This is a genomic window from Vibrio pacinii DSM 19139 (assembly GCF_000711795.1).
In the GTDB taxonomy this organism is placed as follows: domain Bacteria; phylum Pseudomonadota; class Gammaproteobacteria; order Enterobacterales; family Vibrionaceae; genus Vibrio; species Vibrio pacinii.
Map to the genome: position 1 here is coordinate 1 of NZ_JONH01000022.1, position 25,074 is coordinate 25,074.

General features: G+C 44.9%; 21 protein-coding genes and 1 pseudogene. 17 read left to right on the forward strand and 5 right to left on the reverse strand.

Annotated features, from left to right (window positions below; genetic code table 11):
* Positions 1–65: 65 nt before the first annotated feature.
* Positions 66–410 (reverse strand): hypothetical protein, encoded by a 345-nt coding sequence (locus BS19_RS13720; RefSeq protein WP_051686538.1) that lies wholly within the window; start codon positions 408–410, stop codon positions 66–68.
* Positions 411–887: 477 nt separating this feature from the next.
* Between BS19_RS13720 and BS19_RS20590 the strand changes: the two are divergent.
* A pseudogene (locus BS19_RS20590) lies at positions 888–1,004 on the forward strand (site-specific integrase); the annotation flags it as partial.
* A 64-nt stretch (positions 1,005–1,068) separates the two neighbouring features.
* Here the strand turns inward: BS19_RS20590 and BS19_RS13725 are convergent.
* The 3 genes from BS19_RS13725 to BS19_RS13735 all read right to left on the reverse strand — a co-directional run bounded on the left by BS19_RS13725 (position 1,069) and on the right by BS19_RS13735 (position 4,990).
* A complete protein-coding gene (locus BS19_RS13725) occupies positions 1,069–2,112 on the reverse strand; it encodes a GMP reductase (protein ID WP_038175970.1) in 1,044 nt (347 codons plus the stop codon).
* 449 nt (positions 2,113–2,561) lie between these two features.
* Positions 2,562–4,190, reverse strand: coding sequence for a methyl-accepting chemotaxis protein (locus tag BS19_RS13730; RefSeq protein WP_038175971.1), 1,629 nt, complete (start codon positions 4,188–4,190; stop codon positions 2,562–2,564).
* A 359-nt stretch (positions 4,191–4,549) separates the two neighbouring features.
* Complete coding sequence (locus BS19_RS13735) at positions 4,550–4,990, reverse strand: Lrp/AsnC family transcriptional regulator (RefSeq protein WP_038175972.1); 441 nt, start codon at positions 4,988–4,990, stop codon at positions 4,550–4,552.
* Positions 4,991–5,134: 144 nt separating this feature from the next.
* On the opposite strand from BS19_RS13735, the gene BS19_RS13740 reads away from it, so the two are divergent.
* From BS19_RS13740 to yghU, 11 genes are all read left to right on the forward strand, one after another.
* Positions 5,135–5,719: a LysE family translocator gene (locus tag BS19_RS13740; protein WP_038175974.1), complete on the forward strand. Its 585-nt coding sequence runs from the start codon at positions 5,135–5,137 to the stop codon at positions 5,717–5,719.
* A gap of 73 nt (positions 5,720–5,792) precedes the next feature.
* Positions 5,793–7,472 carry an RluA family pseudouridine synthase gene (locus BS19_RS13745; protein ID WP_038175975.1) on the forward strand — a complete coding sequence of 560 codons (1,680 nt, stop codon included), beginning with the start codon at positions 5,793–5,795 and terminating at the stop codon, positions 7,470–7,472.
* Positions 7,473–7,585: 113 nt separating this feature from the next.
* Positions 7,586–8,332 carry a substrate-binding periplasmic protein gene (locus tag BS19_RS13750; RefSeq protein ID WP_245609282.1) on the forward strand — a complete coding sequence of 249 codons (747 nt, stop codon included), beginning with the start codon at positions 7,586–7,588 and terminating at the stop codon, positions 8,330–8,332.
* 78 nt (positions 8,333–8,410) lie between these two features.
* Positions 8,411–8,887 carry an OsmC family protein gene (locus tag BS19_RS13755; protein ID WP_038175977.1) on the forward strand — a complete coding sequence of 159 codons (477 nt, stop codon included), beginning with the start codon at positions 8,411–8,413 and terminating at the stop codon, positions 8,885–8,887.
* 94 nt (positions 8,888–8,981) lie between these two features.
* Positions 8,982–10,181, forward strand: coding sequence for a DEAD/DEAH box helicase (locus BS19_RS13760; RefSeq protein WP_038175978.1), 1,200 nt, complete (start codon positions 8,982–8,984; stop codon positions 10,179–10,181).
* A complete protein-coding gene (yqfB, locus tag BS19_RS13765; protein ID WP_157631177.1) occupies positions 10,175–10,492 on the forward strand; it encodes a N(4)-acetylcytidine aminohydrolase in 318 nt (105 codons plus the stop codon). Before BS19_RS13760 ends, yqfB begins: the two co-directional genes overlap by 7 nt.
* 119 nt (positions 10,493–10,611) lie before the next feature.
* A complete protein-coding gene (locus BS19_RS13770) occupies positions 10,612–11,196 on the forward strand; it encodes a TetR/AcrR family transcriptional regulator (protein WP_038175980.1) in 585 nt (194 codons plus the stop codon).
* Positions 11,197–11,271: 75 nt separating this feature from the next.
* Entirely contained in the window at positions 11,272–12,303 is a 1,032-nt protein-coding gene (locus BS19_RS13775; RefSeq protein WP_038175981.1) for an NADP-dependent oxidoreductase, read from the forward strand.
* Positions 12,304–12,312: 9 nt separating this feature from the next.
* A complete protein-coding gene (locus tag BS19_RS13780) occupies positions 12,313–12,930 on the forward strand; it encodes a glutathione S-transferase family protein (RefSeq protein WP_038175982.1) in 618 nt (205 codons plus the stop codon).
* Positions 12,931–13,451: 521 nt separating this feature from the next.
* Positions 13,452–14,102, forward strand: a complete 651-nt coding sequence (locus BS19_RS13785; RefSeq protein ID WP_038175984.1) for an HAD family hydrolase — start codon at positions 13,452–13,454, stop codon at positions 14,100–14,102.
* A 165-nt stretch (positions 14,103–14,267) separates the two neighbouring features.
* On the forward strand, positions 14,268–15,125 hold the full coding sequence (gene yghU / locus BS19_RS13790) for a glutathione-dependent disulfide-bond oxidoreductase (protein WP_038175987.1): 858 nt from the start codon (positions 14,268–14,270) through the stop codon (positions 15,123–15,125).
* A gap of 138 nt (positions 15,126–15,263) precedes the next feature.
* Here yghU and BS19_RS13795 read toward each other — a convergent pair whose 3' ends face one another.
* Positions 15,264–16,196 (reverse strand): endonuclease/exonuclease/phosphatase family protein, encoded by a 933-nt coding sequence (locus BS19_RS13795; protein WP_038176012.1) that lies wholly within the window; start codon positions 16,194–16,196, stop codon positions 15,264–15,266.
* Between the two features lie 267 nt (positions 16,197–16,463).
* On the opposite strand from BS19_RS13795, the gene BS19_RS13800 reads away from it, so the two are divergent.
* The 5 genes from BS19_RS13800 (at position 16,464) to BS19_RS13820 (ending at position 24,955) form a co-directional block, all read left to right on the forward strand.
* Positions 16,464–18,953, forward strand: coding sequence for a bifunctional diguanylate cyclase/phosphodiesterase (locus BS19_RS13800; RefSeq protein ID WP_038175988.1), 2,490 nt, complete (start codon positions 16,464–16,466; stop codon positions 18,951–18,953).
* 114 nt (positions 18,954–19,067) lie between these two features.
* Positions 19,068–19,397, forward strand: coding sequence for an EF-hand domain-containing protein (locus BS19_RS13805; protein ID WP_051686539.1), 330 nt, complete (start codon positions 19,068–19,070; stop codon positions 19,395–19,397).
* 490 nt (positions 19,398–19,887) lie between these two features.
* Positions 19,888–20,538 carry a TetR/AcrR family transcriptional regulator gene (locus BS19_RS13810; RefSeq protein WP_038176016.1) on the forward strand — a complete coding sequence of 217 codons (651 nt, stop codon included), beginning with the start codon at positions 19,888–19,890 and terminating at the stop codon, positions 20,536–20,538.
* A gap of 5 nt (positions 20,539–20,543) precedes the next feature.
* Positions 20,544–21,857 carry an efflux RND transporter periplasmic adaptor subunit gene (locus BS19_RS13815; protein ID WP_038175990.1) on the forward strand — a complete coding sequence of 438 codons (1,314 nt, stop codon included), beginning with the start codon at positions 20,544–20,546 and terminating at the stop codon, positions 21,855–21,857.
* Positions 21,854–24,955: an efflux RND transporter permease subunit gene (locus BS19_RS13820; protein ID WP_038175991.1), complete on the forward strand. Its 3,102-nt coding sequence runs from the start codon at positions 21,854–21,856 to the stop codon at positions 24,953–24,955. The genes BS19_RS13815 and BS19_RS13820 overlap by 4 nt, the downstream gene beginning before the upstream one ends.
* Positions 24,956–25,074: the final 119 nt, after the last annotated feature.

The window sequence follows — 25,074 nt, forward strand, 5'->3', positions numbered from 1 at the left end:
TGTAGCGTGATTTTTTCATCATGCGTTCTCCGTTTGTTTCAGTGTAAACGGAAAAACTCTAATAGCTAATGACCAGTTTTTTGGGGAGGGTTACAGGGGTTCCGATGCTCTTCACCAGGGAAAAACTCTGCATCCCAACTCATCCCCAAATCTGTATCTGTCATGGCTCGAGTCATTATTTTTGTGTCCAGTCCTACAGCGTGGTTTGATGCACTGGCTTTCAACTTGTACTGTAAAGGAATGGTAAAGTTACTTAGGTCTCCAGGGCCTGTCTTATCTAATGTCATATATGCAGAGGAATTCGCGAAAACCTCCTTTCCGGCCGCTTTTTCTGGTTCACTTAGGAACAACCAAAATTTACGAGATTTAGACTGTTCATTTACGATATTGATCTTGTATTCTGTAGTCATGTTTTAAGCCTTATATTTAACTAATAATATTTAATTTATCAGTATAACTATCTAACTGACCGGTTCAGTGTAGAAGCAATCACTACATGCACAATATGAATCATATTGCATTTATCATATATTAAGCATGACTCACACAAGCCATGAATCCAAAGAGACTTCTCAAATTTTATTTGTGATAACAAAGGCACATTTAGAACTTTTCAATGCTAAAAATTCAATCCTATACTACTCACGTCCAAATTCAGCTCTGCCCCCTTCTCGCTCTTAGCTTTGTATACTGTGACAGGCTTATCTGACTTAATTCGGAGTTCTACTTCGGATTTGCTTTTTAAGGTTGACTCGTTAGTGGTTGGTTGGCTTGGTATTGCTTTGGCGTAGTCAGATTTCCTGACTGATAAGCATGGTATTGTGAGCTAGTCGTTTCTCGGCGGTTTTGTCTTTAATGCCATCCAGTTTATTGGCATGGATGGTTAGATTTGTTTTGTCGATTTACGTTGGCAGAAAGGCGCCCCTAGTATTGCGACATTGAACTCTGAGCTCGCCCGATTTAAAGCCATGTTTAGTAAGTTGAAAGAGCTAAAAGAATGGAAAAGGCAAAAAAAGGAGCCGCAAAAAGCGGCTCTTAATCATTCGGAATTTACGAAACGTTCTAGTTTCACTCTTTACCGAATACGTTGTTCTCTTGCTCTTGTACACGGATAAAAGTCGTACGCTTAGTTAGCTCTTTAAGCTTTGCTGCGCCTACGTAGGTACACGTTGAGCGGACACCGCCGAGGATGTCAGAGATCGTCTCATGAACGCTACCACGGAATGGCAATAGTACGGTTTTTCCTTCAGCTGCGCGGTACTTAGCCACACCACCAGAGTGCTTCGCCATGGCTGACTGAGAAGACATGCCATAGAACTTCATGAACGTTTGTCCATCCTTTTCGATACGTTCACCGCCCGCTTCTTCGTGGCCAGCAAGCATACCGCCAAGCATAACGAAATCAGCGCCGCCACCAAATGCTTTAGCTACATCGCCAGCACAAGAACAGCCACCATCACCAATGATCATACCGCCAAGGCCATGCGCTGCATCACCACATTCAATGATTGCCGAAAGCTGCGGATAACCGACGCCAGTTTTGACTCGCGTGGTACAAACCGACCCTGGGCCGATACCGACTTTGACGATATCTGCGCCCGCAAGGATAAGCTCTTCACACATATCCCCTGTCACGACATTGCCCGCTGAAATGACCTTATCAGGGAACGCCGCGCGAACTTTTTCTACATACTCAACAAGGTGCTCTGAGTAACCGTTAGCAATGTCGATACAGATAAAGATCAGCTCATCACTTAGCGCCATAATATCTTGGGTTTTCTGAAAATCCGCTTCAGACGTCCCCGTTGAGACCATCACATGCTTTAGCGTCGCGCTGTCGGCCCCTTTAACAAAGTCGGCCCAATCTTCAACGGTATAATGCTTATGCACAGCCGTCATGACATCATGCTCTGCAAGTGCTCGCGCCATTTCAAAACTACCGACTGAATCCATATTAGCGGCGATTACGGGGGTCCCTGACCATTGACGCCCGCTATGCTTGAAGGTAATATCGCGGGTTAATTCAACTTGAGAGCGACTTTTTAACGTTGATCGCTTAGGGCGAAATAGCACGTCTTTGAAGCCTAACTTAAGTTCTTGTTCGATACGCATTAATACAGTTCCTTTCTCGTAAAAATCGGAGTGTCGGTGCGTTTTCAGTCAGCGTTGGCAGACGCTTTACTGAGTTTCGGACACAAAAAAACCGGAGCGTTGGCAGACGCTCCGGTTTTCAGCATTATAGGTCGCAATTTAATTCTCGCAAGACTGATATTCCTCATTTTTTTATGCTACAGTTCGGTTAAGTTGCATACCTACACAACGCCCCCTTCCTGATTCAATCTCACTAAAAAGATAATAAACAATTACTTACCGTATATTTTAGCAAGCGTTTGCGCACCCTTTCACGATTTGACTGCTGACGTCTATTTGACCTATTCAATGACTAAAGTGAGTATCTGTGAGCCAAAGCATCACTTAATCATGATTTTTATCGGTTTTTAAATGAGATAAATAAACAAAAAAGCAGCGATTGACGCTGCTTTTTATCTAATAAGCTTAGATTACAGCTTAAAGAACGCCAGTTGTGCTTTTTGCTTTTCAGCCAGAGTCGATAGCTCTTGGCTCGCACTGGCACTTTGGCAAATACCTGATACGTTTTGATTTACCAGTTCTGACATATTAACAACGTTACGGTTAATATCTTGCGTCACTTGGGATTGCTGCTCGGCCGCTGTCGCGACCTGCGCATTGGCATCATTAATGTTGGCTACCGATTCAGTAATCCCCAGTAACGCACTATTAGTCTGCTCTGCAAGCTGATTGTTCTTAGCTAGAACGTCTAAGCTCACCTGCATACTGTCGTTAGCGCAACCTGACTGTTTTTGCAGATCTTCAATAATGGTCTGGATTTCACCTGTCGATTCTTGCGTGCGCGCCGCAAGCATACGCACTTCATCGGCGACAACGGCAAAACCACGCCCCGATTCACCCGCACGCGCGGCCTCAATAGCGGCGTTCAATGCAAGTAGATTCGTCTGTTCAGAGACACTGCGAATAACTTCAATCACATCACTAATCTGCTCTGATTGCTGTTTTAGATTCATCACAACTTGCGCCGCCTCATTCAAGGCATTGCCCATCTGCACACTGGTCTGTTTGCTTTCTTCAAAAATATTCAAACCTGACTGAGCAAGCTGATCGGCCTCACGAGCAGTTGAATCAGCAATTTGAGCATTATCACTCACGTTATCAGCGGTACTCGATAGCTCGTTCACCGCCGAGGCGACTTGCTCAATTTCAGCCAACTCTTGCTGCGCGTTAGCTTGGGCTTGCGTCATTACTGCGGCTAACTCGGTTGAGGCCGAGGCCACTTCTTCACTAATTCGGCTCAGTTGTTCAACCGTGGTGTGGAGCTGTTGAGCCGTCAGATTGACATCTTGACCCAATTTAGCAATTTCATTTTGCCCCTCAACATTGGCGCGAATAGAGAGATCTCCTTGTGCCAGCTTACGCATCACTTCTTGCAACGCAAAAATTGGGTTGACGATAAGTCCAGACAAGATCCAAGCCACCATCAAAGAGATAAACAATACCACCAGCACCAATATCATCGCGGTCGTTTTAACTTTGGTGTTTTGCGCGTCACTGCGAGCCATGGTATTCGCCGCGTAATCGTTCACTTTAACCGAAAGTGCGTTGAGCGCTGCGATCATCTCGATACCCGACTGACGATATTGACTGATGAAACGGTTGTATTCCTGATCGGTCACTTGACCAAGATCGCGTCTAGATAATGTTTCAACCGCTCGATGGGAAAATTGAATGTAGTTTTCAATGACACTGCGCGTTACGCTAACGTCTTGACGAAATTCAGCGTTATTCGCCATAAGATCAAGAGCTTTATCAATACTGCTTAGCGTTGTTTGCAATTCATCAACGAACTGCTTACGTCTTGATGAGTCATAAATCGCATAAACCGCACTGATTCGTAAAGGATAAAGCTGATCACCAATTTCAGCTAATGTATCTTTATAGACAATCAACGAGTCGATACTCGCATTTACCGTTTTTTGCTCTTGTTCGAGATTCACTTTGGTTATCCACAGGGTGACAAGTAAGGTCAACGTGGTGAATAAGACAGGTAAAAGTACCTGAGTACGTATTGATAAGTTTTTCAGGGAAATATTCATTATTTTGTTCTCATGACGTCGTTGCTGCCGAATTATAATCAACGGCTTTTCTTGGGATAATCGAGTCAAAGAGTGTAAATCTCATTCGACTACTCGCGCTGCAGTGATCGATTAAGTTACATAATCCATAGACTGAGTAAGGATACTCAAATCAAACTATGCAATCAATTTATAAAATAGATGCAGAGCACTAAAGTGACTATATACTAATCAATCAGTTAGGTATTTCTTGTCTGGAATGCAGAGCACTAATAAAAACAGCGGCAAAGAGCCACAAACTTTAGCTATTATTTGGCTGCTTAATCTCAATGAAGGCTGTCAGTAGATGCTATTTAACCTGAGGGGACAAGGGGACTGTGTTATCGCTCGTCTTTTGGTGAGTCCATCACGACCATGGTTGTGATCGATTGCACTTGAGTACACTCACCGAGCACATCAGCATGAAACTTTTTATAACTGGCAAGATCTTTAGTTTCTACCCTCAACAGATACTCATTAGCACCAGTAATGTTATGACATTCAACTACCTGTTCGACAAAACGAACGTGGTCTTCAAACTCTTGCTGAGACTGCTTTTTGTGACTACACAACCCGATAGAAACATAAGCGATAAAACCAACACCTAGCTGTGTATTATCCAATACCGCACGATAACCTTTGATCACCGCGCGCTTTTCTAGCTCTTGCACGCGTCTTAACGTCGCCGAGGGCGATAACCCAATGCGCTCAGCAAGCTCAACATTCGACACTTTTCCATCGGCTTTAAGCTCGTGCAATATTCTTTCGTCAAACTTATCCATAATTAACCTTTGTTGTGCAAATACGTAAAATCATGCAAATAAAAGCACATAATTGCCCAGCTTTCTACATAAGATAATCATTATTCAGTTATCCGCTATTAGCACGCAATATTATTGCGCTTACTTTGACATTAGGAACATGCCATGGAATTTGAACAGCTCGGTGCTTTGATTGTCTTTGCTTTTGTCTCAACGTTTACCCCCGGACCGAACAATCTAATGTTAATGACGTCCGGAGCAAACGTGGGGTATCGCCGCACCCTTCCCCACATGTGTGGAATCGCGTTCGGCTTTGCATTTATGGTGCTACTGATTGGGCTTGGGTTATCAGCACTGTTTAATACTTATCCAATTGTTCATATGATATTGAAATACCTCAGCTTGGCTTACCTTGCGTATTTGGCGATAAAAATTGCACTAAGTGGTCAGGCCAAAGATGTCGATAATTTTACACCTATGACGTTTATGGGTGCAGCCAGTTTTCAATGGGTCAATCCTAAAGGTTGGTCAATGGCACTCAGCTCTGTGGCCTTGTACAGTAATAGCGGTGGTTGGGTTGAATTGATGATCATTTCTATCACGTTTCTGGTCGTCAACTTCCCATCCGGCACCTTTTGGATTTTGGCCGGAAGGGAGTTACAACGGTGGCTGACAACTGCACTGCGTATCAGAAGTTTTAACATCATCATGGCGTTACTGCTGGTTGGCTCGACACTACCGATGATTTAAAGCTTCACTAGTAATCCACCGCTAAACAGGTAAAATCACGCTTTGTTGAGTTTACCTGTTTATGAATGACCAGATGCACCATCCAGACCGCTTATTTACCCGTTTTAACACATCGATAGAATCTTATTCACTGCCAGAAAAGTTTACCTATCCGTTTTATTATCAACCACATCCCTTGTGCGTTGAGGCAGCGAAACAATTGCAAGATTACCTGCGACAACAACAAGAGTGGCAGCATAATTTCGGCCTATCGAATGACGCGTCAGCAAGTGGCAAAATGTTCGGTGTATTACTGGTTGAAAGCCCCCAAGGTGAAGTAGGCTTTTTGGCTGCATTTTCTGGTAAAGTCGCCGACAAAAACCTATTACCCGGATTCGTTCCACCAGTGTTTGACATGCTCACTGAACAAAGTTTTTTTCGCCGCGAGCTAGCCGAGATCACCGAATTGAATCATGAGGTTAACCAGCTAGAAACCAGTCTCGAATTAGCGCAACTTAAACAGGCGTTAAGTACCCTACAGCAACAATATGCGATTGAGGAGTCTCAACTTCGAGAGCAGATGATCAACGCACGAGCAACACGTAAGGCGCAGCGGCAAAAAGCGCAACAGCACATGGCCCCACAAGCCTTTACTGAGTTCAATGTTGAACTCAGTAAGCAAAGCGTGGCCGATAAAAATTCACTGAAGTACTTAAAGCTTGAGTGGGAACAAAAAATTGCTCAAATACAACATCAATTCGATACACTCGACACAAAGCTTTCAGCGTTTAAAAATCAGCGCGCGACGCTTTCCAACCTACTACAAAATAAACTGTTTGATCAGTACCGTTTCTTAAATGCACTTGGCGAGCATCAATCACTGAAAGCCATTTTTGCAAACACCAATTCGCCTACCCCTCCAGCAGGCGCTGGTGAATGCGCGGCACCTAAACTGCTTCATTTTGCCTTCAAGCATGGCTTTAAGCCGCTTGCCATCGCTGAGTTTTGGTGGGGGGCATCACCTAAGTCAGAAATTCGACAACACGGACAGTTTTATCCTTCGTGTAACAGTAAATGTCAGCCAATATTGGGTCATATGCTGAAAGGGCTTAACGTCGACGATAATCCTTTAGAAGAGAACTGGGCGCAAGACAAAGAGCTCGAGATCATCTACCAAGACGAGGCAATCGTGGTCGTCAACAAACCTTCTGGGCTGCTTTCTGTTCCGGGCAAGGTGATCAACGACTCGGCCTATACTCGCTTGCAAGCGCGTTACCCAGACGTTGAAGGACCGTTTGTTATTCATCGCCTCGATATGGCGACCTCGGGGCTGTTGGTGTTTGCACTCACCAAGCGTGCCAACAAAAGCTTACAACAGCAATTTATGTCTCGCAGTGTTGAAAAACGTTATGTCGCTCTCCTTGAAGGGACGCTAGAACACAGCGAAGGCGAAATCCATTTGCCGATGCGTGGCGACCCGATTGACAGACCTCGTCAACTGGTGTGTTTTGAACACGGTAAACCTGCCCAAACTTCGTGGCAGACCATTGAACAGCAACAAAATCGCACCAAACTTTATCTGTATCCCAAAACGGGCCGTACCCACCAATTGCGTGTTCACTGCGCGCATCATCTAGGACTGGCGACGCCCATGGTTGGGGATACTTTATATGGTGAAAAAGCCGATCGTTTGCATCTGCACGCCGAACGACTAGAACTTTTTCACCCCTACAGTAAAGAGCGAATGACGTTTCAGGTTGCAGCGGAGTTTTAAGTCACGACAAAGAGTGAGTGGATAACGGTGAGTATGTAAACTTTTTGCTGATAATTTCATCATCATCTATCCTTTATGCAATATGCAAGACAAACAAGGATAGAAACATGCTCATGAGAATCATTTCTTTACTTTGTATTACTGCTATCGCGTCACTCAGCAGTGTTGTTAGCGCCAATACCATCACCCTCGCTAATGGTGAGTGGGCACCTTACATGTCAAAGTCACTCAAACAAGGTGGCTTTATGACACAAATAGTCAAAGAAGCTTTCGAAGCAGAAGGATACCAAGTTGAGTTTACTTACCTACCTTGGAAACGTGGTTTTGAAGAAGCCAAGGCTGGCAAATTTGATGGCTCGCTAATTTGGGGCCGTAATTCAGAACGCGAGCAATTCTTCCACTTTACTGACCCTGTTATTACCTTAAGTACCGCCCTATTCCAACAAAAAAGCAACCCTATTTCATGGAGCGATCCTAGCGATCTCGGCAAGCTCAAAGTTGGTGGTGTCACTGGTTATGCTTATGGTATTGAAGAATATGAAAAGTCTGGCCAAGTTAAGATTCAACGAATTGCCAGTGCAGACAACAACTACAAGAAACTGAGCGCAGGTCGCTTAGACGTGGTACTAGAAGATAAAGACGTAGGCATGGAACTGATTACCCAATTGAACCTAGCCGACAGTATTGAGCCAAATGCAAAAACGCTCTCAGACCGTGATTATTTTGTGATTATTTCTAAGCAATCGCCTCGCGCTCAAGAACTGATTGACGCTTTCAACCGCGGCCTAGCCAAACTAAAAGCAGAAGGGAAACTGGACGCTTACCGTGACGCATCATTCCGAGGTGAATATAAGATGTAGCGCACGACGTTAGAGGTGAATTTTACAACTTGGGTCGATAAAGGTTAACCTCCATGGCAACACTACATGGAGGTTAATATGTCTGATTATCGTGCAACAATACAATGGCAACGTGCACACAACGAAGCGTTCAATGACAATCAATACAGCCGAGGCCACACATGGCACTTTGATGGTGGGGTTGTCGTTCCTGCCTCATCTTCACCTCATGTCGTTCCATTACCTTTTTCGGTAGCCGAAAATGTTGATCCAGAAGAGGCCTTTATTGCCGCTCTATCCAGTTGTCATATGTTGACTTTCCTTGGCATTGCGGCCAAACAACGCTATGTCATTGATCGCTATATTGATAATGCGGTAGGTGTAATGGAACAAGGCCAACACGGTCGAACGGCAGTCACTAAAGTCACCCTAAGGCCCGAAATTGTCTTCGCCGGTGAGAAACAGCCAAACTTAAAACAGCTTGAGAAACTGCATCACCTTGCTCACCAACACTGCTTTATTGCTAACTCAGTGAAAACCGAAATTACCACAGAAATAGTGACTCAGCGACCATAAACAAAGCTGCTCATTATCGTCATCTTCATGCTACACTCTGCTTCAATTAAGGGTGTTATTTGCCCTCGTCACTATCAAGATCCAGAGTGTAATCATGTCATTCGCAAAACTTGGCCTCAGCCAACCTATTGTCGACGCTATTTCCCAGCTTGGCTACCCAAAACCGACCTCTATTCAGAACCAAGCGATTCCCGTTATTCTCAAAGGAGAAGACCTAATCGCAGCGGCGCAAACAGGAACCGGTAAAACCGCGAGCTTTGTCTTGCCTATCTTGGAGAAGCTAAGCCAAGGCGAAACTCAGCGCAAAAAACGCATTCGTGCGCTTATTCTTGTACCAACCCGCGAACTGGCGGTACAAGTTGAACAGAAAGTGCAAGAGTACGGGCAGCATCTGCCTTTAACCTCATTGGCAATGTACGGTGGCGTTGATGAAAAAGCACAAAAACAAGCCTTGATCGAAGGCGTTGATATTTTAGTCGCCACTCCGGGTCGACTGCTCGACTTGTATGGCAAGCGAGCGCTGCATTTTGATGAAGTCGAAATATTAGTGCTTGATGAAGCCGATCGTATGTTGGATATGGGCTTTATCGATGACATCAATAAAGTGTTGGATCGATTACCAACTGACATCCAGAATTTGTTGTTCTCTGCGACGTTATCGAATAAAGTTCGCGATCTCGCTAAAAGTGCAGTCCACGACCCTTACGAAATCTCAATTGCGGCCAATCAAGCTTCAAAGAAAAACATTGAGCAATGGCTTATCACCGTCGATAAAGATCAAAAGTCTTCACTTCTCAGCCATATGATTAAAACTAATGACTGGGATCAAGCGCTTATTTTTATTGAGACCAAACATGGTGCAGCAAAACTGGCTGCTCAGTTAGAGAAGCGTGGCATTGTTGCAGAAGCATTCCACAGCGGTCGTAGCCAAGCAGTACGTTCACAGTTATTGGCCGACTTCAAAGCGGGAAAAATCCAATATATGATTGCAACTGGGGTTGGTGCTCGTGGTATCGACATCGAAGGGTTATCACGTGTCATCAATTACGATCTTCCTTTACCAGCGGATGAATACGTTCACCGGATTGGTCGTACTGGCCGCGCCGATGCCAGTGGTGAGGCCATCTCATTTGTGTCTAAAGATAATTTCAAAAACCTGTGCATGATTGAAAGTCGTCTAGGTCATTTGATTGAACGTCGTGAAATAGAAGGGTTTGAGCCGCGTAAACCCATTCCGGTTTCCGTGCTTAATTACGTTCCCAAAAGCAAACGTCAAAACCAGGAGGAATCATGAGCGCACCAAGCAAAATTACTTTTTTTGAGTTTTTGACGCCGTTAATCACCTCTGGCCAAAAGACCATTACCATTCGAGACGAATCGGAGTCGCATTATGTGCCCGGAACCACGGTCGAAGTCTATACCTTAGAGACCGACCAAAAGGTATGTAACATTCGTATTTTGTCGGTAAAGCCCCTTCGCTTCGATGATATCAATCAGTTTCACGCTAAGCAGGAAGCGATTGAACTGCCAAAACTCAAGCAGCTGATCCGTGAAATCTATCCAAATACCGACAGATTATTTGAAATAAGCTACGAGCTAATTTAACGTTCAAGTTCACCAACCAAGCGATCATTAAACGATCGCTTGGTGTTTTGATTAACCATCCCGTTGGTTTGTTTTTTTAGCCACTAGACGACTGGTCTAATTTAATTTATAGTCTCGCCATGAACGCAAAAACTCAAGACACTCGCCAACACATACTCGCCATTGGTTACCAGTTAGTGGTGACCAAGGGCTTTACTGCGGTTGGTTTATCTGAACTACTTAAAACGGCCAATGTACCGAAAGGCTCTTTCTATCACTACTTCAAGTCAAAAGAGCAGTTTGGTCAGGCATTAATTGAAGAGTATTTCCGCACCTATATCGCTCGTCTTCATTCAGTACTCAATACTGGGCAAGACACAGGCTTAATACGTGTATTAGACTATTTTTCAAAATGGCTTGAGATAGAAAATGGGGTATGTAACGCCAACAAGTGCTTAGTGGTTAAGTTAAGCGCCGAAGTCTCGGATTTATCCGACACCATGCGTATAACGCTCGCGCAAGGTGCAGAGAAAATCATCAGTCAGTTAGCCACCAGCATACAAGTGGGTGTCAATGACGGTTCCATCCAAGCCCTTGATGCCGAGATGACGGCAAGACTCTTGTATCAACAATGGTTGGGTGCCAGTTTGCTCAATAAACTCAATCAAGATCAAACCAACTTACAACACTGTTTTGTGGCAACAAAACGTTTATTAACCGCTTAATAACTCCCGTCAAATACACTGACGGGATTTTTTAAAGACCATACTAGACGACTGGTCTAATAACGAGGAATAACCATGACAAACTCTACTAATCGACGCATTGTGCTTGCTTCACGCCCTGTAGGCGCACCGACAGACACCGATTTTCGTCTCGAAAACAGCGACAAACCAGCGCCTGGCGAAGGTGAAATGCTGCTGCGCAGTGTATACCTATCACTTGACCCTTACATGCGCGGCCGTATGAGTGATGCTAAATCTTATGCTGAACCCGTCGCCATTGATGACGTGATGGTCGGCGCTACCGTCTGTCAGGTTGAAGCCTCTAATCACCCAGAGTTCGAAGCAGGAGAATGGGTTCTTGCTTACACAGGTTGGCAAGATTACGGTATTTCAAATGGTGAAGGTCTGATCAAATTAGGCAAGACCCCAACTCATCCATCGTATGCACTTGGTGTGATGGGTATGCCTGGTTTCACCGCTTACATGGGGCTACTTGATATTGGCCAACCAAAAGCAGGGGAAACGTTAGTCGTAGCCGCAGCAACTGGCGCAGTCGGCTCTATGGTCGGTCAAATTGGTAAACTTAAAGGTTGCCGTGTCGTTGGTATTGCTGGCGGTGAAGAAAAATGTCGTTTTGCTAAAGAGCAACTTGGTTTCGATGAGTGTATCGACCATAAAGCTGACGATTTTGCCGAACAACTAGCGAAAGCCTGCGACAATGGCATCGATATCTACTTTGAAAACGTCGGTGGTAAGGTATTTGATGCAGTGATGCCACTGCTGAACACCAGCGCACGAATTCCGTTGTGTGGCCTGATCTCACAATACAATGCAACCTCACTACCTGAAGGCCCTGACCGACTGTCAATGCTGATGGGACAATTGCTCGTTAAGCGTATCAAGATGCAAGGCTTTATTATTTTTGATGACTATGCACATCGTTACAACGAGTTTGCCAACGATATGGGTCAATGGTTAGCAGAGGGTAAAATCCACTACCGTGAGCATTTAGTCGAAGGGCTAGAAAATGCACCACAGGCATTTATCGGTCTGCTTGAAGGGAAAAACTTCGGCAAGTTAGTTGTTCAAACCAACCAGCCACTATAGGAAACCAACATGATTAAACTTCATCACCTCAACCAATCACGTTCAATGCGCATTATTTGGTTGCTTGAAGAGTTAGGCCTTGAATATGAAATTGTGCCTTACAAAAGAGACAGTGTCACTTTTCTTGCACCGCCAGAACTTAAGTCCGTGCATCCATTAGGTAAATCACCTGTGATTGAAGAAGACGGCCGTGTGATCAGTGAATCTGGTGCGATTACCGAGTACTTAATTGACAAGTACGCTCAGAAAAAATTAGCACCTGAAAAAGAAAGTGCAGCCTATATTGACTACTTGCAATGGTTACACTTTGCTGAAAGCTCAGCGATTTTGCCTTTGCTGTTAAAAGTTTTTATTGCCAAAGATGGCGCTCCAACTAACTTTATCGCCGATTACGCCGATGCAGAAATCAAAAAAGTGATGAGTTATGTTGAACAACAACTCGAAGGAAAGACATATCTGGTTGAGGAGCGTTTAACTGGCGCGGATATCATGATGTCATTTGTGTTTGATATTCTCGCTAAATTTGGGTTACTTGAGCACTATCCGAACATCCATCGCTACAGCAAGCAACTGGCTGGTCATGATGGCTATCAAAAAGCACAAAAACTAGAAGCGCAATACGGTTAATATCAAGGGGAGCATCACGCTCCCCTTATTGATTGTTCTCACCTATCAATTTAATACCAACAAGCGATTATTCTAAATACCTTTAGCCTTGTATCGTGTTTGTAAAACATCTACCAATCTTGTGGCGCAATAATCAATCATGCACTAACTTTAACAAAGGTAGTAAAAATACGAGCAAAGGTGCATATCGGCGCTTTGCTAGATGAGCATAATGATAGAAGGAACTGGCAATGAGCGACTTTAACTTCTTTAAGCTATTTGATACCAAAGAACTGTTTATTTTCTACTAAGGTCTTACCAAGCCTTCAATACATACTGAGGTGTCAATTTTAATAATCAAGTGCCGCGCCATTTTCAGCGCAGCCACTGTTTACTCACCTTACAAACTAGGATTGAGTATGCGAATATTCCGAAGCGAAACCATCACCTTAACCCAGTAGATAACTCAAATCGGGCGCTTTTACTATCGCGAGTAAGTATGCCAAAATGCGGTAACTTTTGTTGTAGATGAAGCTGTTGCTATGAAATTCCAAGCCGCTATCTTTGATATGGATGGCCTATTACTCGATACAGAGCGCCTATGTATGCGCGTATTTAAACAAGCCTGTCAGAGCGTCAATGTCCCCTTCTACCAAGAGACCTACCTCTCTATTATTGGCCGTAATTCTGCCGGAATTGAAACGATTTTTCGCCAAGCTTATGGGGATAGCTACGACAAACTTCATCAAGAGTGGCGCACCCAGTACGATGCAGTCGTTAAGCATCAAGCGATTCCGGTCAAAGCAGGTGTTGTCGAACTACTTGAGTGGCTAAAAGCCCAACATATCCCCGCCGTGGTTGCGACATCGACGCATAGAGAAGTGGCGCAGGTAAAGCTTGATTTGGCAGAACTGAGCCACTATTTCAGCGGCCTAACCTGTGGATGTGAAGTCTCTAATGGTAAACCAGATCCTGAAATCTATTTATTAGCGGCGAGCCGACTTGGGGTTGATGCTAAGCAGTGCATTGCCTTTGAAGATTCTAACAACGGCGTTCGTAGTGCCATTGCAGCCAATATGGCCACCTTCCAAATCCCTGACCTGGTCGAGCCTTGTGAACAGGTCAAAGCGCTCAACCCAATGATCATGCCGTCGCTGCACGATGCACTTAGCTATTTAAAACATCCAGCATAGCCAAGATAAGCATGGCCATCCGACATGCTTTTAACTTTTCTTTATTCCGCTTTGTCGCTGACCAATAACCAAGCGTTCTAATAAATCCGAGCAAAACGGGGTTTTATCTGCTTTATTGATCCCAATATCAATAACAGGAAGATAATAACTGCAAAAGGATTCACAATGACAAACCAATACGTACCACCGAAAGTTTGGGTTAATGACGTCAGTGGTGGCAACAAGTGGGCGAATATCAACAGCCCAGAGTCAGGTGCCCGCTTCGAACGTGATCTCCCCGTAGGCAAGCACGCGCTGCAACTTTTTTCATTGGGCACACCCAATGGCCAAAAAGTAACCATTATTCTTGAGGAGCTGTTGGCATTGGGCATTAAAGAAGCCGAGTATGATGCCTTCTTGATTAACATCGGTGAAGCGGACCAATTCTCATCCGGCTTTGTGGGAATTAATCCAAATTCGAAAATACCCGCTTTGCTTGATAAGTCGGGAGACGAAGAGGTGAATGTATTTGAATCAGCGTCTATCTTGGTTCACCTCGCTGAAAAGTTCGGCCAGTTTTTACCGAGCAGCGGGCCATCGCGCACTCAAACGTTTAACTGGTTATTTTGGGCACAAGGTTCAGCGCCTTTTCTAGGTGGCGGTTTCGGCCATTTCTACGCATACGCAGATGAAAAGCAACAGTATCCAATCAATCGCTTCGCCATGGAGGCCAAACGCCAACTTGACGTACTGGATAAACAATTAGCCAAACATAGCTATGTTGCGGGAGAGGAATATACCATTGCAGATATGGCCATATGGCCATGGTATGGCAATCTCGTTCTTGGCAAGCTCTATGACGCCGCTGAGTTTTTGCAAGTCGACGCCTACACTCATGTTGTGCGTTGGGCAAAACAGATTGAAGCTCGAGAAGGTGTGCAGCGTGGTCGTATCGTCAACCGCACGTTTGGAGAAGAGTGGGAACAGCTGGCTGAACGTCATGATGCTAGTGATATTGATGAAGTGCTAAAGCGTAAACCTTAATAGTTGAAAATTAGCACACTCCCTTGTGTGGTGTGCTAACTCCAAACGAGAGAGCAGCAAAGATAGCAAAGCCAACAAAGGCCACTTTGCGGCTCTACTCCCTCATACTGCATAACTTCAAACACAAGTTTGGCATTTTTAGTAACCTATCGTCGTTAGCACGAATTTATGATCCGAGCCTTTAGGCAGCGGATCACTGTGGCGTTGGCAAATTTTACGCCCCGTTTGAATAGCTTTTAGCCACAAGTGATCGATCGCGATTTGACTAAAGCTTGGCGTATCGACGCTACGATGCCAATTGGGCCAGCTAGCAACTGGGGCTGTTTGGAAACTCGGTAATATCTTGCTAAAACGTAAACTGACGGATGATAGGTTAAAATCGCCGACCACCAGCATTTCATCATTCGGGTAAATATCGATGAGCGATTCAATGGTTCGAATCAACGCATTACGCCGATACCATAAAGCCTTTGTTCTTGGTGATGGTGGGTGAGCGGCGATAAAAGCGAGTGCCTTTTGGGTATTTGGGTACCATAAACCACGAATAATTGCTTGCTGATCGGGCGTCATGTAAACGGATACCTGCTTTAAAGGAAAGCGGCTCAAAATCATCTGACTGGATGGGTACCCGACCCCTTCTTGCCCACCGTAATAATATGGATAAACGTCGTCGAGTGTTTTTAGTTTTTCTCCTACTTCTGGGGCCACCTCTTGCAACACCACCAAGTCACTGGGTGAGGTAAGCAGACGATTAACCAACGCGTTGATATTTGGGTTCTGGTAATAAAGGTTGTATTGCGCGACCGTAATAGAGTTCACGCAGTTAGCGACTAAGTGCTGACTGCGGTGTGGGCTGAGCAGTAAAAAAAACGACAGCAATACACCACACAAAATCAACGGTGCCCAAGCCTTTAAAAGTAACATCCCCACGGCTAACACAATGTAAGTGACAATAAATAGCGCTGGGAATGCGACGATGTTTTCGATCCACCACACCGCTTCATAAAAGCTTAAGCTCACCCAGATTACAGCAGGGCTAAAAACAACCAGCCAAATAAGTCCACGTTTAATCAAATGCCATCTCCTAACTTATTCACTTCAGTATGGGTCAAAAATGACGTGGAGAAGAGGATATGCTGCACAATGATGGGCAGAACTTATCTATCATCCAACCCACTCCGCATCTCATAGTTGAGACGCTGCACAAAAGTGACACATATTATTGCCCTTTACTTCAAGTTCTTAAAACCAATCGCCTACATTTAACAAATAATGTAATAATGTAATAACTCACTATTACAAAAATCGACGACTTATCTTTCATCTTCATGGAGCTCTATGACCAAACTCACCGACAAGAAGTTGCTAAACCTCATTACTTACGCTCCAGCGTTGATTGTCGCCGTTTTTACTTTGGTCTGGGTTTTGGTTGCCGCACGAGATCAAGTGCTCAGTTCCCAACAAGAGCTGCTGTCACTCAGAGAGGAAGCAAGGCAGCGCCAGTTTGTTACGTTGACCAACCGAGTCGATTATGTCCAACAACAGATAACCCACGCACGCGCTCAAACAGAGCAACAACTTGAGAGCACCATTCAAGCGCGCATCTACGAAGCACACAACATCGCCACTCGGTTGTATCAAAACAACAAGCACTTGCCAGAAGAGCAAGTCACTAAGCTTATCACCGACGCTTTACGTGATATCCGTTTCAATAATGGCCGTGGTTACTTTTTCATCTATAAAACTGAGGGTATGAGTATCATGCACCCTCTTCTACCACGAGTCGAAGGCACCTCTCTGTGGGACTTTAAAGACGTTCGTGGTAGTTATATTGTTCGTGAAATGGGTGAACAGGTAAAATCAAGCGGTGAAGCCTTTTATCGCTGGTGGTTTGTTAAACCGGACAATAAGAATAAAGAGTTCGAAAAAATAGGCTTCGGTAAGTACTTCGAACCCTATGACTGGTTTATCGGAACCGGTGATTACGTGGTCGACGTGGAAAACGACATCAAGGCAACGGTGCTTTATTGGTTAACGAATCTTCGCTTTGGTGAGTTTGGCTATATTTTTGTTTTAGACAAAGATGGAACGATTCTCTCGCACATCAATCAAGACCTATTAGGTCAAAACGCATTGCAAGTGGGAAGTGAAGCCAATATTAGCGGAGTAAAGAAGCTCATGTCAGCCGATCAGGAGCTGGTCCATTACATAGCACCGATAGGCCCAGCGGAACTGACCAACCTAGCGAAGACCAGCTATGTAGTACAAGACCCAAGCTGGGGCTGGACTATCGGCGCTGGTGTATATGATGAGCTCAGCCAGCGATATCTTGCACAACGTGAAGAAATCACTAAGCAAGAGCAGCAGCAAAGCATGCAACAGATGATCGCAATTGGACTGGTGACGATACTGTTTGTCGGCGTATTTTCTATTGCGCTGAGCCGCATGATTGCCGCGCGCTTTAAACGTTTCGAAGTACGCATCAACCGCGACTTTGCGCACCTTCAAACCACCAAAGACAAGCTAGAGTTTTTGGCCAATCATGACGAACTGACTGGCCTGCCCAATCGTTCTCAATTACACCATAAAATCGTCCAAGGCATAGCGCATTCTAGTCACAACTGTCAGCAACTAGCGGTTATGTTCGTTGACCTTGATGACTTCAAAAAAGTTAACGACCTATACGGCCATTCTGCCGGTGACAAGTTACTAAGTGAAATAAGTCATAAATTTGAAGCCTTCATCGGCCCTAATGATTATGTCGCCCGATTTGGCGGTGATGAGTTTATTTTCTGCTTTGCGGGTTTAAATAATCTTGCCGAAGCCAAAGTGAAAGTTGAGCAAATAAAATCCGTCTTTAAACAACAATTTGTCATCGATGGCAAAGTCTTGTTTGCCAGTTGCTCAATTGGTGTGTCAATGTTTCCAAGCGATGGCGATGATCCAGAGGCACTAATCTCTAAAGCCGATATTGTGCTCTACAAATCGAAAGCTCGTCAAAAAGGCGATGTTCTGTTCTTTGACTCATCCATTAACAAACAAGTTCAGTATGATTTCCTATTAGAAAGAGAGCTGCGCGGCGCGATAGAGCGTAATGAGTTATCTCTTGTCTACCAGCCTCAAGTTTATGCCGACAGCGGTGAGATCTACGGCGCAGAGGCATTAGTTCGTTGGTATAACCGTCAATTGGGCCATGTCTCTCCACTTGAGTTTATTTCATTGGCTGAAGAGATTGGCTTAATTGGTGAGCTTGGTCGCTTCGTCCTCGATAAAGCGTGCGAGGAATTCAGCCACATGTTTCCATCTCCACAGCATAACTTGATGTTGTCTATCAATATTTCGCCTGCTCAGCTGATGTGTGATGGTTTTGTCCATGAGTTGAGTACTGTGGTTGCCAAACACAAACTTGCTAATCGTAGGATCACGTTAGAGATAACTGAAAATGTTTTAATTAGTGACTTACCCAAAGCAGGCCCTATTATCAACCAACTTAAAGAGCTTGGTTTTACCATTTCACTGGATGACTTCGGCACTGGCTACTCATCACTCAGTTATTTGAGCAGTTTGTCGTTAGATGAGCTCAAAATTGACCGCGTCTTCGTTGATAAAATGCTCAGCTCAGAGCATAGCGACTCCTTGGTTAAAGCCATTATTGCCATCGGGAAATCAGCTAAGATGAGGATCGTTGCCGAGGGGGTCGAAACTGAAGCACAAAAACAGGTTTTGATCGATTATGGTTGTGACGTGTTACAAGGCTATCTTATTGAGCGCCCGATTAACGCAGATCAACTTGCGCAAAAATATTCTCCGATCAACATAGAGACATAATGTGTCTTACTATTAAGAGAATGGGCACGTCAATGGCACCTTTACATAACCTTACACTTTTGATGGTTATTTGATCGTATACTTAAAGTGAAACCTAAATGACCGGAGGATGCCATGAAACGCTATCTCGTATCTGCTTTGCTCGTCACTGTCTCACTTTCACTACCGTTTGCGCTCCAAGCGAAAGGGAACGGCCCAATGAGCATGCAACAACCCCCTGTATTCACTGATATTGACCTTAACCAAGACGGATTCATTTCTCAGCAAGAATTTGAACAATTCCTGCAAGCAAGACAACAAGCGCGTCAAGCCGAGGGGCGTTTAATGAAAAACGCGACTCAGAGTGAGCAAATGTTTGAACTGATAGACACCAACCAAGATCAGTTGATTGATATGCAAGAGTTCCAATCTCACCGTGGGTTTATGAGACGTCCAAATTCATAACCCTATGACAGAGAGGCCAAACACGCCTCTCTGCCTTATTATCTCTGCTTGAATATCAGTTATCACGACTCACTGAGATAGGCGGTGTCAGCACAGCTTTGCCCTCGGTTATCGGACCAATGCTGTAGCCCGAACTTACCATTAATGAAAGTTATCTTTCCATTTTTACTATTTAACCACTCGTGACAAAAGTGTTACTTTAAGCAGCATTGGTTACACTGATATAAACTTCCTTTAAAGACCGAAGTGAGTTGATAACAGTTAAGATAAGGATATTGGACCAACAATCTCCAAACAATCATAAAGAATTGTTGCCCATTTTTTGCCCATACGGTTGCCCACTGTATGGGTTTTTCTTTCTTGAGCGTCACATTTTAGCCACACACACTAGAAATTAATCATTTGATTAAATATCGATTAATTTATGTCATATCACACCGCTCAAGCGCACACTATAATTAACCATCGATTAATATTTGAGAGCAATACCTTGGCCCCATCTAATCGCAAAGTAGGTCGCCCCAGCAAACCAGTTGATGTCAGACAAGCGCTTATTCACCACGCTCGCGAACTCTTCATGGTCATGGCCTATGAAAAGGTTTCCATCCGTTTGATCGCGAATCGAGCCGAGGTCAATGCCGCCATGATTCGCTATTACTTTGGCAGCAAAGAAGGATTATTTGAAACTATGCTGCGTGAAACCTTAGCACCGATGAAGCGCCAGATGCAGTTGCTAGTCAAAGAGAGCTCACAAAAGAATTTTTTAGACCTGATGAAAACTTATTATCGCGAGATGGTGAAGGTACCTCAGTTCCCGCGCCTTATTGCGCAAGTGATGAATATGAACCCTTCAGAAACCCAACGAAAGTTGCTTGAGAAAGTATTCATCGATATCAGCCAACCGCTGCAAAAAATGATGTTCGAACATTTTATTGGCAGCGGTATTCTCCGAAAGGATGCAGACCCACAATTGTGTCGGGTTTCTTACATTAGCTTAATGGTGTTTCCCTTTATTACCCCACCGGCTTTGTTAGCGATTCATGGTATTGAGATAAACGAAACCTTTCTTAACCAATTGCTTGAACACAATATTAAATTAATGACCCATGGATTTCTTCTAACCGGCGACAACCAGGAATAGTCACGATGAAAATAAATAAAAAGCTACTGTTTTTCCCCGCCGTCACTATTGGTGTTGTGGTTTTACTCACTGCTGTCGCATTAAAACCGGATCTACCCGTTAAGCCAGCTAGCGATCGCGCTCGGTTAGTTGAGACCATACCGCTGAATTTACGCGCCATCGCACCAGTAGCAATTGGCTTTGGTAAAATCACGCCAAAAATTGAGTGGAAAGCCATCGCCGAGGTGAGCGGAAAGGTGGTTTACCGTCACCCTGAATTAGAAAAAGGTCAGGTACTGAAAGCAGGCACCGAGATCTTACGCATTGATCCCCTCGACTATGAACTTAAGCTAGTTCAGGCTCAGGCAGATTTGACCTCGGCGCAAACGTCTCTGGCAAAGTTGAGTCAAGAAGAGAGCAATCTTAAACTGACCTTAGAGATTGAACGCAATCGACTTGAGATCGCAAACAAAGAACTGGAACGAAAGCTCAACCTGCGCAAGAAAGGGCTCAACTCACAATCGGATGTCGATCAACAACAACAAAGCGCATTATCACAACGCAAATTGGTCCAAGATATTGAAAATCAAATCGCCTTGCTTCCCGATGAAAAACGGGTTGCCCAAGCACTCGTAAAAGTGAACACCTCTAAAGTCGATGAGGCAAAGCGCTCATTAAGCAAAACCATTATTACCCTGCCCTATGATCTGCGTATCGCGTCTGTCGATATTGAGCAAGATCAGGTGGTTAATCTTCAACAAACCATGGTCAGTGCGCATGGGATGGCGGTCATGGAAGTCGAAGCACAGCTCTCTATTCATGATATGCAAACCCTCGCGTCAAGTTTGGGGGAAATTAGTCGCGATGAGTCTGGCATTCCTCGACCTGACATGACTTTTATTAACGCCAGTATTGATTTAAGCAGCGGTAACTTACACGCAACCTGGCCGGCGAAAGTAAGTCGTATTAGTGAAACGGTAGACCCTAATCAAGCCACCGCAGGAGTAATTTTAGAAATCGCCCAAGATTATCGCCATCTTGATCCGACCAATGCACCGCCGCTAGTGAATGGTATGTTCGTTCGCGCCACTATCGAAGGTCAAGCCAATCCAAGCTGGGTGATCCCTGAACGTGCTTTGCATGGTGACACCATTTATCTGATGGACGCGGACAACCGCCTCGTATTCAAATCTGTTGACGTGTTATATCGCCGAGATAATCACGTGATCATTGACGGCGAGTTAGAGCAAGGGGACAAGCTAATTATCAATGACTTGTTGCCCGCGATTGAAGGTATGTCACTGAAAGAAGCGACCGACAACGGGGAGTCACCGCAATGATTCGATTCTTCGCAAAACACCCGACCGCCGCTAACCTGCTGATGCTTGGGCTATTGGTACTAGGGGTCACCTCGCTAACTAATATTAAACGCGAAACCTTTCCAGAATTTGATCCCCCATACATTATGGCGGGCGTGGTCTATCCCGGCGCTTCACCACAAGAGGTCGAAGAAAGCATTTGTGTACGCATGGAAGATGCCGTCGATGGCTTGGCGAATATTGAAGAGACGCAATGTGAAGCCACTGAAGGTTCTGCTCGCCTGATCCTCAAACTTAATCAGAAAGCAGACATCGGTCGCATGCTGGTCGATGTGCAAACCCAAATTAATTCGATCAACGATTTTCCCCAAGAGATCGAATCACCCATTGTACAAGAGCTTGACTGGAATGAACCTGTGGTCGATGTTGCGATTACCGCCGAAACCACTTGGCCTGAATTAAAAGCATACGCAGAGCAGCTTAAACAGACGTTAAAGTTAGACTATGACGTATCACTGGTGAGTGTTACAGGGTTTTCCGATCATCAATTTAGTGTTGAGCTTGACTCGCAAGCCATGCGCCAACTTGGCTTGAGTGTCGGTGACATCGCCGACCAAATCGGACGACAGAACATTAAATTGCCCAGCGGTAATGTTGAAACGCCAGACAAAAATTTCCTTATTCGCTTTGATGAACGTCGTATCACTCCACAGCAACTCGAAACTATCGTGGTAGCGTCTGGCGCTAACGGTTCATTAATTCGCTTAAAAGATATCGCCACTATCACCGACCGCTTCGAACTTGATGAGCAGAAAGTATTGTTTGATGGGCACCCATCGGCACTGCTCAAAGTGAGTAAGAACAAAGAAGATGATGCACTCAGAATCAAAGAGCGCGTCGAACAGTTTGTTAACGACCAACAAGCACTGGCGCCAATGGGAGTCAAACTAGAACTGACCAACGATTTATCATCAGTGCTCTGGGATCGCTTAACTATGATGGTTCGTAATGGTTGGCAAGGGATCATCTTGGTGTTTGCCACCATGTGGTTATTCTTTTCGCTGCGCTACTCGTTTTGGGTGGCGGCAGGTCTGCCGGTAGCTTTTCTTGGCGGCCTATTTTTAATGGCGCAGCTTGGCCTTTCGATCAATATTATGTCCTTGGTTGGCTTACTGATGGCTATCGGGATCATGATGGATGATGCCATTGTGATCGCCGAATCTATCGCCGCCCACCTCGACCGCGGTGAAGAGATCGATGACGCGGTCGTAAAGGGCGTAAAAAAAGTGCTTCCGGGTGTGATTTCCTCGTTTCTTACCACAGTTTGTATTTTTGGCAGCTTGTTATTTTTAGAAGGCGAGATGGGTGCGGTGCTCAAAGCCGTTCCCCAAGTATTAATACTGGTGTTAACGTTGAGCTTGGTCGAAGCCTTTTTAATTCTACCAAACCACTTATCTCACTCATTACACAAACAAAAAAGCGACAAACCGACAGCGAAATTCAAGCAAAAATTACTCGATAAATTTGAGTACTTTCGCAACACCACCTTAGTCAATGGCGTTGAACGAGTGGTTGAGTTTCGTTATGCGTTTTTAGGCAGTGTTGCCGCGCTGTTGCTTATCTCTATCGCAACGATTGCTGGCGGCTTGCTAAAGTTTCAACCCTTTCCCGAACTGGATGGTGACATCGTAGAGGCCAGAGTTATTCTCCCGCCAGGCTCATCGTTATCGCAGACTGAAGCCGTCGTAAGTAAAATCGTCTTATCGGCAACCGAGCTTGGGCGGGAGTGGTCAGCAAAGGTTGAAAATGGTACACCGCTTATTCAACACATCACCAGTCAATTCAATACCAACGCGGATGCCAACGAATCGGGCCCACACATTGCAACCGTTAGGCTTGATCTGCTCGGCGCAGAAAGCCGCAACACTGTGATTGATGACTTTATTACAGCGTGGCGCAATGACGTGGGTGAATTAGCCGACCCAATCTCATTGGTATTTAAACAACCGACAATGGGCCCTGGCGGTCGTGCGATCGAGATTCGAGCTAAACATCATGATCTTGATCAACTCAAGGCCGCTTCTATCGATATCCAACAATACCTTAATCAGTTCGATGGTGTTCACGGAATCTTGGATGATATGCGAATGGGTAAAGAGGAAGTGTTGGTTAAATTGCGCCCAGGAGCAGAGAGTTATGGCGTCAACGGACAGATGATTGCCAGTCAGCTTCGGGCGGCATTCTTTGGTCAAACCGCAGACGAAATACAAGTCGGCATTGAAAACATCACCATTGATGTCCGCCTAGATAAGATCCAAGCTGGCGATCTACAACAACTGGCTAACTTCCCTATTATTATGACCAGTGGCAGCCAGATTCCACTGGCGACCATCGCAACATTGAGCTTTCAACGTAACTACGTGCGAATTCAACGGATAGATGGATTACGTACCATTAGCGTTTTTGGCGATATCGACAACAGTAAAGCCAACTCCACCGCGATTATTGCTCAATTTCAACGTGAAGAGGCGCCCAAACTTCTCGCCAAATACCCAGGGTTACGTTTTGATTTTGAAGGTGAAGCAAAAGACACCGCAGAAACTGGCGCTTCAATGGGCAAAGGCTTTTTGTTAGGCCTATTTGGTGTCTTTGCTATTTTGAGTTACCAATTTAGAAGCTACCTAGAGCCAGTAGTGGTTATGCTTGCCATCCCGCTCGCCTTTATCGGCGTAGTTTGGGGACATATTTTGCTCGGACATTCGCTGAGCATGCCGAGTATGATGGGGTTTGTCTCACTCGCCGGGATCGTCGTCAACGACTCAATACTGTTAGTTCAGTACATCCGCCATCACGTTGATGAGGGAGACAGCGTCCATGACTCTGTCGTCAAAGCCAGCCGCGAACGTTTTCGAGCGGTGTTTTTGACATCAATGACAACCGCAGCAGGTTTATTGCCACTGCTGACTGAAACCAGTTTGCAGGCACAAGTAATTCAACCACTGGTCATCTCGATCGTGTTTGGCATCTTCGCCTCGACACTGCTGGTGCTGTTTATGATCCCAGCCGCGTACGCCGTGCTGGCCGATTTTGGCTTAGTCCATAAGCATCAAGAGATTTAAATCAAAAGAGCCAGAATTTTCTGGCTCTTTTGACCTCACGGTTGCGATTTGACAGCCTAATTTAAAGTCATCCGTTTCCCTTAAAGAACCCTTTAAAAAACATTGCTACATAACCAGTG

Excerpts from the sequence above, each read along its gene's own strand:
- BS19_RS13820 (WP_038175991.1), top strand. The coding sequence starts at position 21,854 with ATGATTCGATTCTTCGCAAAACACCCGACCGCCGCTAACCTGCTGATG.
- yghU (WP_038175987.1), top strand. The coding sequence starts at position 14,268 with ATGACAAACCAATACGTACCACCGAAAGTTTGGGTTAATGACGTCAGT.
- BS19_RS13760 (WP_038175978.1), top strand. The coding sequence starts at position 8,982 with ATGTCATTCGCAAAACTTGGCCTCAGCCAACCTATTGTCGACGCTATT.
- BS19_RS13745 (WP_038175975.1), top strand. The coding sequence starts at position 5,793 with ATGCACCATCCAGACCGCTTATTTACCCGTTTTAACACATCGATAGAA.
- BS19_RS13730 (WP_038175971.1), bottom strand. The coding sequence starts at position 4,190 with ATGAATATTTCCCTGAAAAACTTATCAATACGTACTCAGGTACTTTTA.
- BS19_RS13780 (WP_038175982.1), top strand. The coding sequence starts at position 12,313 with ATGATTAAACTTCATCACCTCAACCAATCACGTTCAATGCGCATTATT.
- BS19_RS13805 (WP_051686539.1), top strand. The coding sequence starts at position 19,068 with ATGAAACGCTATCTCGTATCTGCTTTGCTCGTCACTGTCTCACTTTCA.
- BS19_RS13815 (WP_038175990.1), top strand. The coding sequence starts at position 20,544 with ATGAAAATAAATAAAAAGCTACTGTTTTTCCCCGCCGTCACTATTGGT.
- BS19_RS13770 (WP_038175980.1), top strand. The coding sequence starts at position 10,612 with ATGAACGCAAAAACTCAAGACACTCGCCAACACATACTCGCCATTGGT.
- BS19_RS13725 (WP_038175970.1), bottom strand. The coding sequence starts at position 2,112 with ATGCGTATCGAACAAGAACTTAAGTTAGGCTTCAAAGACGTGCTATTT.
- BS19_RS13785 (WP_038175984.1), top strand. The coding sequence starts at position 13,452 with ATGAAATTCCAAGCCGCTATCTTTGATATGGATGGCCTATTACTCGAT.
- BS19_RS13720 (WP_051686538.1), bottom strand. The coding sequence starts at position 410 with ATGACTACAGAATACAAGATCAATATCGTAAATGAACAGTCTAAATCT.
- BS19_RS13800 (WP_038175988.1), top strand. The coding sequence starts at position 16,464 with ATGACCAAACTCACCGACAAGAAGTTGCTAAACCTCATTACTTACGCT.
- BS19_RS13755 (WP_038175977.1), top strand. The coding sequence starts at position 8,411 with ATGTCTGATTATCGTGCAACAATACAATGGCAACGTGCACACAACGAA.
- BS19_RS13775 (WP_038175981.1), top strand. The coding sequence starts at position 11,272 with ATGACAAACTCTACTAATCGACGCATTGTGCTTGCTTCACGCCCTGTA.
- BS19_RS13740 (WP_038175974.1), top strand. The coding sequence starts at position 5,135 with ATGGAATTTGAACAGCTCGGTGCTTTGATTGTCTTTGCTTTTGTCTCA.
- BS19_RS13750 (WP_245609282.1), top strand. The coding sequence starts at position 7,586 with ATGAGAATCATTTCTTTACTTTGTATTACTGCTATCGCGTCACTCAGC.
- BS19_RS13735 (WP_038175972.1), bottom strand. The coding sequence starts at position 4,990 with ATGGATAAGTTTGACGAAAGAATATTGCACGAGCTTAAAGCCGATGGA.